At 51.4% G+C, this 1,085-nt stretch carries 1 protein-coding gene; it reads left to right on the top strand.

Translation table 11 applies throughout. The features are described from left to right. Nucleotides 1-1,085, top strand: a 1,085-nt coding sequence (locus DXD12_RS15710) for a recombinase family protein (protein ID WP_243105408.1), incomplete at both ends; no start/stop codon positions are given.

The following is a 1,085-nucleotide window of genomic DNA, read 5'->3' as shown; positions in this document are numbered from 1 at the left end:
CTGCAAGGCGAGAGCAATTCCATTTCCAATCAGAAGCGTATCCTTGAAACCTATGCAAAGCAGAACGGCTTTTCCAATCTGCGCTGGTACACGGACGACGGTTATTCTGGTGCAAACTTTCAAAGACCCGGTTTTCAAGCCATGCTTGCGGACATTGAAGCCGGAAAAGTCGGGACAGTTATCGTAAAGGATATGTCGAGGTTAGGGCGAAACTACCTGCAAGTGGGAATGTACACGGAAATGGTTTTCCCACAGAAAGGCGTCCGCTTCATCGCTATCAATGACGGAGTGGACAGCGCACAGGGCGACAATGACTTTGCCCCGCTGCGGAATATATTTAACGAATGGCTGGTGAGAGATACGAGCAAGAAAATCAAAGCAGTAAAACGCTCAAAAGGTATGAGTGGCAAGCCCATCACAAGCAAGCCTGTGTATGGCTACCTCATGGACGAGGACGAAAATTTTATTATTGACGAGGAAGCTGCACCCGTAGTCAAGCAGATATACAACCTCTGCCTTGCTGGGAATGGTCCGACTAAGATAGCCCGTATGCTCACAGAGCAGCATGGCTACCTCATGGACGAGGACGAAAATTTCATTATTGACGAGGAAGCTGCACCCGTAGTTAAGCAGATATACAACCTCTGCCTTGCCGGGAACGGTCCGACCAAGATAGCCCGTATGCTCACAGAGCAGCAAATCCCCACGCCGGGGACGCTGGAATACCGCAGGACGGGCAGCACCCGCCGCTACCACCCCGGCTATGAGTGCAAGTGGGCGACCAATACCGTTGTGCATATCCTTGAAAACCGGGAATACACGGGCTGCCTGGTAAACTTCAAGACGGAAAAACTCTCTTACAAAGTCAAGCACAGCGTAGAAAACCCGGAGGAAAAGCAAGCGATATTCGAGAACCACCACGAGCCTATCATAGACACCCAAACATGGGAACGGGTGCAGGAGCTTCGCAAGCAGCGCAAACGCCCCAACCGCTATGATGAAGTGGGCTTGTTCTCCGGCATACTGTTCTGTGCAGACTGCGGCAGTGTGATGTATCAGCAGCGATACCAGACGGACAAGCGCAA

The organism is Clostridium sp. TF11-13AC (assembly GCF_003481065.1).
In the GTDB taxonomy this organism is placed as follows: Bacteria; Bacillota; Clostridia; order Lachnospirales; family Lachnospiraceae; genus Otoolea; species Otoolea fessa.
This window is presented reverse-complemented; position numbering and strand designations above follow the sequence as displayed.